Source organism: Candidatus Accumulibacter vicinus (assembly GCF_000584955.1).
GTDB classification, from domain to species: Bacteria; Pseudomonadota; Gammaproteobacteria; order Burkholderiales; family Rhodocyclaceae; genus Accumulibacter; species Accumulibacter vicinus.
This window is the reverse complement of the sequence record NZ_JDSS02000037.1, coordinates 26,402-33,129: the sequence shown is the minus strand read 5'-3', so window position 1 is coordinate 33,129 and position 6,728 is coordinate 26,402. Positions and strand designations below refer to the sequence as shown.

7 protein-coding genes are annotated in these 6,728 nt (G+C 66.1%); 2 read left to right on the top strand and 5 right to left on the bottom strand.

The annotated features are described in order from the left end of the window. The 3 genes from CAPSK01_RS15995 to CAPSK01_RS15985 all read right to left on the bottom strand — a co-directional run. On the bottom strand, positions 1 to 684 hold a 684-nt coding region (locus CAPSK01_RS15995; protein ID WP_034929422.1), incomplete at its 3' end, for a beta-ketoacyl synthase chain length factor. Further along, the gene (locus tag CAPSK01_RS15990) at positions 681 to 1,874 is read right to left on the bottom strand and encodes a beta-ketoacyl-[acyl-carrier-protein] synthase family protein (RefSeq protein ID WP_034928935.1); all 1,194 of its coding nucleotides are present in this window, start codon (positions 1,872 to 1,874) and stop codon (positions 681 to 683) included. The genes CAPSK01_RS15990 and CAPSK01_RS15995, both read right to left, overlap by 4 nt. A 156-nt stretch (positions 1,875 to 2,030) precedes the next feature. Next, entirely contained in the window at positions 2,031 to 3,845 is a 1,815-nt protein-coding gene (locus CAPSK01_RS15985) for a hypothetical protein (protein ID WP_273703842.1), read from the bottom strand. A gap of 171 nt (positions 3,846 to 4,016) precedes the next feature. On the opposite strand from CAPSK01_RS15985, the gene CAPSK01_RS23385 reads away from it, so the two are divergent. Together CAPSK01_RS23385 and CAPSK01_RS15980 are read left to right on the top strand one after the other, a co-directional pair. Further along, on the top strand, positions 4,017 to 4,292 hold the full coding sequence (locus tag CAPSK01_RS23385; RefSeq protein WP_273703841.1) for a hypothetical protein: 276 nt from the start codon (positions 4,017 to 4,019) through the stop codon (positions 4,290 to 4,292). A 76-nt stretch (positions 4,293 to 4,368) separates the two neighbouring features. Next, entirely contained in the window at positions 4,369 to 4,968 is a 600-nt protein-coding gene (locus tag CAPSK01_RS15980) for a nuclear transport factor 2 family protein (RefSeq protein ID WP_034928929.1), read from the top strand. 162 nt (positions 4,969 to 5,130) lie between these two features. Here the strand turns inward: CAPSK01_RS15980 and CAPSK01_RS15975 are convergent, their stop codons facing one another. Both CAPSK01_RS15975 and CAPSK01_RS15970 read right to left on the bottom strand, forming a co-directional pair. Next, positions 5,131 to 6,096, bottom strand: coding sequence for a phosphatidate cytidylyltransferase (locus tag CAPSK01_RS15975; RefSeq protein ID WP_273703840.1), 966 nt, complete (start codon positions 6,094 to 6,096; stop codon positions 5,131 to 5,133). Positions 6,097 to 6,100: 4 nt separating this feature from the next. Continuing rightward, positions 6,101 to 6,728, bottom strand: a 628-nt coding sequence (locus CAPSK01_RS15970; protein ID WP_273703839.1) for a dual specificity protein phosphatase family protein, incomplete at its 5' end; no start/stop codon positions are given.

The window sequence follows — 6,728 nt, the reverse complement described above, 5'->3', positions numbered from 1 at the left end:
CGTGCGCAGGCTTTCCAGTTCGCCATCGGCCAGTCTGGCGGCGGCGTCGGTGCCTGGCGTGACGGCGATGCGCGCCAGCGAGCGGACGCTCTGGAGCGGGGTCAGCAGCAGCGCCACGCCGGCGCAATCAGGGATCGGCCGCTTACGGTGCAGGGGTTCCGGATACTCGCTGTCGTAGGCGATCAGCAAGGTCGCCCATCGGTCGACGACGACTTGCGCCAGCGCATCCAGCAGGCCGGCGCCGAAGCTCGCGTCGAAGGCGCAAAGCACCTGGCACGGGGCCATCGCGCCGGTGGCGATGCCCCAGTAGCCGGCGGCGGCGTTATGCACCGAGTTGTGAAAGCGGGTCGGCGAAATCCGGCGGTCGTCGGTCGCCAATTGCTCGCACAGCGCGTGACAGTTGTGGCCATCGGCACCGGAGGCCGTGAACACCGTGGCCAGGGTGCCGACGTCGGTTTCGGCATGGGCGGCGGCTTCCAGCCCAAGTGCGAGCGCCAGCTTGACGACGCGGCTGGCGCGCCGGCGCTCGGCCGGTGGCAGAACGTTCGGCACCGGCAGCACGGAAGGCGCTGGCGTATAAGCCTGTTCGCCGCGCAGGATGGCGCAGGCGGTCGGCCAGTCCGGCATGCCGGGGGCGAGGAAGCCGACGCCGTCGACCCAGGCGGTGAGCGGAGTCTGGCTCATGCGCTGACGCCGAAAACCAGGCTGCAGTTGCTGCCGCCGAAGCCGAAGGAGTTGCTCAGTGCCCGCCGCACGCGAGCGGGGCGGGGCGTGAGCCGGTAGTCGATCGGGATCGCCGGGTCCGCTGTCCTGGTGTGCGGGCTGCCGGGCAGCAGCTCGTGCGTGAGCGCCAGCGCGCAGATCAGCGCTTCGACGGCGCCGGCGGCGCCGAGCGTGTGGCCGGTCGCACCCTTGGTCGAACTGCACGGCGTGCGCTCTCCGAACAGCGCGGCCACCGCCTGGCCTTCGGCCGCGTCATTGCTCGGCGTCGCGGTGCCGTGCAGGTTGATGTAGTCGATGTCGAAGGGGCACAGGCCAGCCGAGTGCAGGGCTGCCTCGATCGCCATGCGGGCGCCGAGGCCTTGCGGGTGCGGCGAGGACATGTGGTAGGCGTCGCTCGACTCCCCGTAGCCGAGCAGCAGCAGCGAGCCTGGGCGGGCATTCTCCGGCAGCCGTTCGAGCAGCGCAAACGCGGCCCCTTCGGCGACCGAGATGCCGTTGCGCGCCGTGTCGTAAGGCCGGCACGGCTGACTCGAGGTCAGTTCGAGCGAAGCAAAGCCGTAGAGCGTCGTCAGGCACAGGGAGTCGACGCCGCCGACCAGCGCCGCGTCGATGCTGCCGCAGGCGAGTTGGCGAGCCGCGGCCGCAAAGGCCTTGGCGCTCGACGAGCAGGCCGTGGACACCGTCATCGCCGGGCCTTCGAGGTCGAAATAATCGCGCGCGAATTCGGCCAGCGAGAAAGGATTGTGCGTGTTGCGGTAGATGAAATCGTCGGGCAAGGCGCCACTGTGCGGGTCGCGCCGGCGGTAGGCGAGTTCGGCCTGCAGGATGCCGCCGGTGCTGGTGCCGAGGAACACCCCGATGCGGTGGCTGCCGTAGCGCGCTGCCGCTGCGCGCACCCGTTCGGCCAGGCCATCGGTTTCGAGGCCGAGTTGCGCCAGACGGTTGTTCCGGCAATCGTAGCGCGCCAGCGTTGCCGGCAGTGACTGATCGTCAACCGCCGCCACTTCGCCGATCCAGGTGGCGATCGCGGTCGTTTCGAAAGCGCAGGGCGCAAGGCCACTGCTGCCCGCGCGCAGGCTTGCCAGCGTCGCAGCCAGACCGCGGCCGAGGCAGGTGGTCAGGGTGTAGGCGGAAACCAGCAAGGGGGTCAAGTGGATACTCCGGATCGTCGGAGCCGAATATTAGCAGAGGACGATTGCCAGTTGCCCACCGGTACGCGCGCCACGACGCAAGACGATACGCAACGCCAAGGACGAGCAGGGGGTGTGAACGATTACCCAGCAACCACAATCCGGAGTGTGAATGGATTAGGCGTTTCTTGCCACCTTTTGCCTGCGTTTGCGCGCGGATAACAGCCAGCGTTTCAAAGCGATGTGGATCAGGCCGATCAGGATCAACGCCACGCCGAAGTAGAACAGCGTCGGAGCCCACACCTCTCGCGGTCCGGGAGGAAGCTGGGGGCCGACGAGCCAGGGTTTCAGGAAGCCGGTCAGCGCGTTGCTGATGACGAAGGGCAAACCGATGGTCGAGAGAATATAGGTGAGGCGCTGGGTTTCCAGCGTGCTGGCAGTACGGATGGCGTCTTCCAGTTGAGAAACGCGGGTGTGCAGGTTCTTGATGGCATCACCGACGCACCAGCGGGTTTCCAGTGCGGCCCGGAAGGCACGCACGTCGGCCCAATGGCTGCCGGGCTGATATTGGTAGCCGGCCTCGGTCAGGCGGCTGCGGAGGGTGGCGAGATCACCCAGCACGGCAGCGGTAGGACGAGGTTTCCTGCCCGAGGTGCGCTCTTCAAACAGGGCGTCCAGCGCCCTCCCCACGTCGCGTCCGGTGCCGAGGGTCTGGAATACCCGCTCGAACTCTTCAACAAGCTGCGATAAGCGGAGACGTTCGGTGCGCCAGTCGTCGAATACCAGGGCGCCTTGATCGTGGAGGATGGCAAAGCCGCCGTGCAGGGGCAGCACGTTGAACTCGTCCGGCACGGGCAGGTCCTCGACCTTGATCGCCTGCTGTTCGTCCTGGCGGGCGATGAGGGCAGCCAGATAACGCTGTACGCTCGGCAGGTCGAACAGCGCGCCCGACTGGGCGGCGTTCGGGAGCCAGCGCATCCCCAGGAGGAACTTGGTCGTGCTGTCGCCGCCGTCATGACGATAGGTTTTTCGCGCACAAGCCTCGATCGGGATCGGCGAACCGGCGTGCAGGGCGTCTTCGACGCGCAGGCGTCGCAATGGACTGTACACCCGCCAAAGGGCATTGACGACATCGGGCCAGGTCAGCCGGCTGCCCAGACGACCGTCCGGCAGGCGGCGAGGCGCCGCGAGCAGGGTGTGGCGGCCGTGGTCGTCCCACCAGGGTTGGGTGAACCCGGTGCCGGCCGGATAGCTGGCAATCGGACGGGCATTCTCGGTGGGACGCTGGTCTGCCCAGCGTTCGTTTTCCAGCCGTTCCAGTTCCCGCCACAGATCCGGCAGGTTGATGCCGGTCAGGGGGTTGACCGACACCACCATGTCATCACCGGCGCCGGCCATGCGCGGGTCCGGACGGTAGACGCCCATCACGGCGAAACCCTGCCCCGTGGGGCTGTGGCTGCGATCCAGCCGGGCGAACAGCTTGCGGGCGCCGCTGGGCCAGGTTTCCACCGTGAGGTAGGCATCCACCAGCACATCTTTGCGCGGTTCCGGACCGGCCATCGGTACCAGCAGTTGCAGGCAGGTAGAGCGGGGCAGCGAACGCAGATAATTCTGTTCTTCATTGCGCAACAGCGCGGCGGCGCGGCGATAGGCTTCCAGTTCCCACATTTCCGGCACGGCGTCCGGCGCGATGTCTTGCAGCAGCAGGGCGGTGGTGAACTGTAGCGCCTCGCGCCAGGCACCAGCGAAATCGTAGCTGCGACCTGTTTCTGACGGCAGCGGGGCAAAATGGCTGTGGGACAGGGCAGCCAGCAGCGCCGCCCAGGAAGTGTGCGGATTGTCGGCGACCATTCCCGTCAGTTCCCAGCGTCGCACGGCGGCGACCCAGCGCGCGACCTCGGGCCGGTCAAACGATTCCGCCGGCACCCCGTTCATGACGGCGAGCCAGAACAGGAGCGCGAGCACCGAATCGGGAGAAGCGTCTTCAATCACCAGGGTGAGTTCGCCCAGTCGCCGACCCAACTCCGTGCCCTTTCCCCACACGGCCCGCCAATGCGCTGCCAGTTCCGGTGGCGGATTCAGGACCATTTCGGTGACTGTGGACGGGTCTGCCGCGACGCCGAAACGCTCGGCCAGGCCTTTGTTGTTCAGACAGACGCCGGGATGTTCGACCGCTTGTTCGCGGCTACCCCAGGCACCGACGCCGATCAGGATCTGGTTCGGTTCTGCCCGGCGGCGAAGCGGATCGGGTTCGATTTGCCAACAGGGTTCGGCAATGCTCGTCCGTTCCTGAGCGAGCCATCTCTTGAAGGCATGGAGAAAGGCTTGAAGCAGCATGGAAGCTCCGATTGTGGTGGAAAACGCGGTCGGCTTGATGGCATTGGCCGTGAGTCATCGCGCATCCACGGGTGCAAGGCAAGCTGGCGGCGCGCTTGCTGAAAAGCCAGGTGTGCAACGAGGCAGCGGCAGGCTATGATGCGTCGCGTCCGACCATTCGATCACTGGAGATGCCATCATGCTTTCGATCCTGAACCTGCTCCTTGTCGTGCTCGCCCTGCTGGGTCCAGCGAGCGCCCTGGCTGCCGACAACGACCCGTACGCAGCGGATCGCCAGGCGCTGATCAGGATTTTCCGGGAAATAGAGGCGAGCATCAACGCTCAGGATGTCGACCGGATGGTCGCACAGATGGCTCCCGAGGCGACGGTGACCTGGCTGAACGGCGAGGTTTCGCGCGGGCACGCCGAGATCAAGGCTTACTACCATCGCATGGTCAAGGGCGAGCAGCGTATCCTCGACCGTTATCTCACCACGGCCAAGATCGGCGCTTCGGCTCATTTTTTCGGTCACGGCGAGGTCGCGGTCGCCGACGGGACGATGGTGGATGAATTCTTTCCGGTGGCCAGAGGCCCTTTCACCCTGAATTCGAACTGGACCTCGACCTCGGCGAAAATCGATGGACAGTGGAAAGTGGTGTCGATGCACCTGTCGTCAAACGTGTTCACCAATTCGCTGATCGCCGAAGCGAAAGAGGCCATCTGGTGGGCGGCGGGCGGCGCCGGACTCGCCGGTCTGGTGCTGGGAGGGTTGATCGGCAGGATGCGGCGGCGCAGTTAACGGTCATGACTTTGCAAGACACCCCTGATCATGAAAGTCATGACCGTTTCCCTCTCCCCCGACCCCTCCCCCGCAAGTGGGGAGGGGGGATTCGTGAGTCGCTGACGCGACTTTCACATTAACGGATATCCGCCTTCGTGAGCCGCTGACGCGACGTTTACATCAACTGGCCCAGCCGAATTGCAACAGGTAGTAGAAGGCTGGCGCCGAAAGGCAGAGCGAGTCGAGTCGATCAAGCATTCCGCCATGTCCGGGAATCAGGCTGCCCCAGTCCTTGATGCCGCGGCTGCGCTTGATTGCCGACATCGCCAGGCCCCCGAGAAAGCCGAGCAGGGTCAGCAGCAGCGAGATCAGCGCTGCCTCGGGAACGGTGAACGGCGTCATCGATGCCAGCCAGGTGCCGAGAACGCTGGCAGTGACGATGCCGCCCACAGTCCCTTCGACCGTTTTCGCCGGCGAGAGCCGGGGGGCGATCGCGTGCCGACCGGCGAGCTTTCCCCAGAGATATTGCAGCACGTCGCTCGACTGAACGACCAGCAACAGAAACACCAGCAGGTAGCCATTGTGATCCGGATGGCCGCTGATCGGCAAGTTCAGCAGCGCCGGGATATGCGAGACCGAGAACACGCAGATCAGCAGTCCGCCCTGCAGCGTGCGCACGTGCCGCCGGCAGTCGCCGCTGTCTGCCGCGCGCAGGGTGGTCAGCAGCGGCAGGCCGATGAGCACCAGACAGGGGATGAAGCTGCCGTAGAGCGCGTAACTGCCATTCCAGACCAATAGATACTGCAGTGGCACGACGAACACGAAACTCCCCACTCGCAGCGTTTTCGGGATCATGCCGGAGGGTTCGCCGGCCAGGAATTCGTGCAGTGCGGCCAGGGAAGCCAGGCCGAACAGCAGGGTCACGCCGCTGCGGCCCGCACACATGGCCAGTCCGAACAGGACGGCCATCACCCACCAGGCATTGATGCGGCTGTTCAGATTATCGATGGCGGCATGGGTCTGGCGCCGGGCGACTCTGAACTTGAGCACCCGTCCGAGCAGCGAAGCGACGATCAGGACCGTGCCGATACCGGCGATCAGTGGCCAGGCCTCGTCTGGAAGTGTCGGGAGCAGGTGGCTCGTCATCCGCTCACGATTTCGGCTGCGGATACTGCTGCTGCCAGCGGCGAAGCAGATCGATCTGGGGACGACCGAGGACCACGGCCGGACGCGCCTTGCGCACCTGTGCAGCGGCTTCTTCAGGCGTTGCGGCGATCCCCGCACGCAGCAGCCAGGCCGCGGCCACCAGCGCACTGCGTGCGAAGCCCAGCGCGCAGCAGACGAGCACCGGACCGGCGGCACGCGCTGCAGCGATGGCCGCCGATGCACGCTCGATCTGTTCCAGGCTCGGCGGCACCAGATCGAGCATCGGGATGACCGTATGGCGCAAGGCCGGCGTCGGACAAGGCAGTTCGGCGCAGACATCGATGATCGCCGTAATGCCGAGACGCTGCCCTTCGGCTGCTGTCGGCAGCCGGCCGAGCAGGACACCCGCTGTGACCGGATCGGCCATCGCGAGCTGACGGGTCCACCAGCGCGAGTTCAGCCAGGCGCAGAGCAGATAGGGCCCGAGCAGACAGCGCACGGCAAGCGGCAGCGAACCGTCAGCGCGTTTCCCGAAGGCGTCGGCGTCGAACAGGAGGTAGATCGCGGCGACCAGCGCCAGCGCGCCGGACAACCAGAGCAGCCACAGCCAGGCACCGCCACGGTAGGTGGCC

What these genes read in the sequence shown, in the direction of transcription:
- CAPSK01_RS23385 (WP_273703841.1), top strand. Translation starts at nt 4,017, where the DNA reads ATGTTCGACCGCTTGTTCGCGGCTACCCCAGGCACCGACGCCGATCAG.
- CAPSK01_RS15975 (WP_273703840.1), bottom strand. Translation starts at nt 6,096, where the DNA reads ATGACGAGCCACCTGCTCCCGACACTTCCAGACGAGGCCTGGCCACTG.
- CAPSK01_RS15980 (WP_034928929.1), top strand. Translation starts at nt 4,369, where the DNA reads ATGCTTTCGATCCTGAACCTGCTCCTTGTCGTGCTCGCCCTGCTGGGT.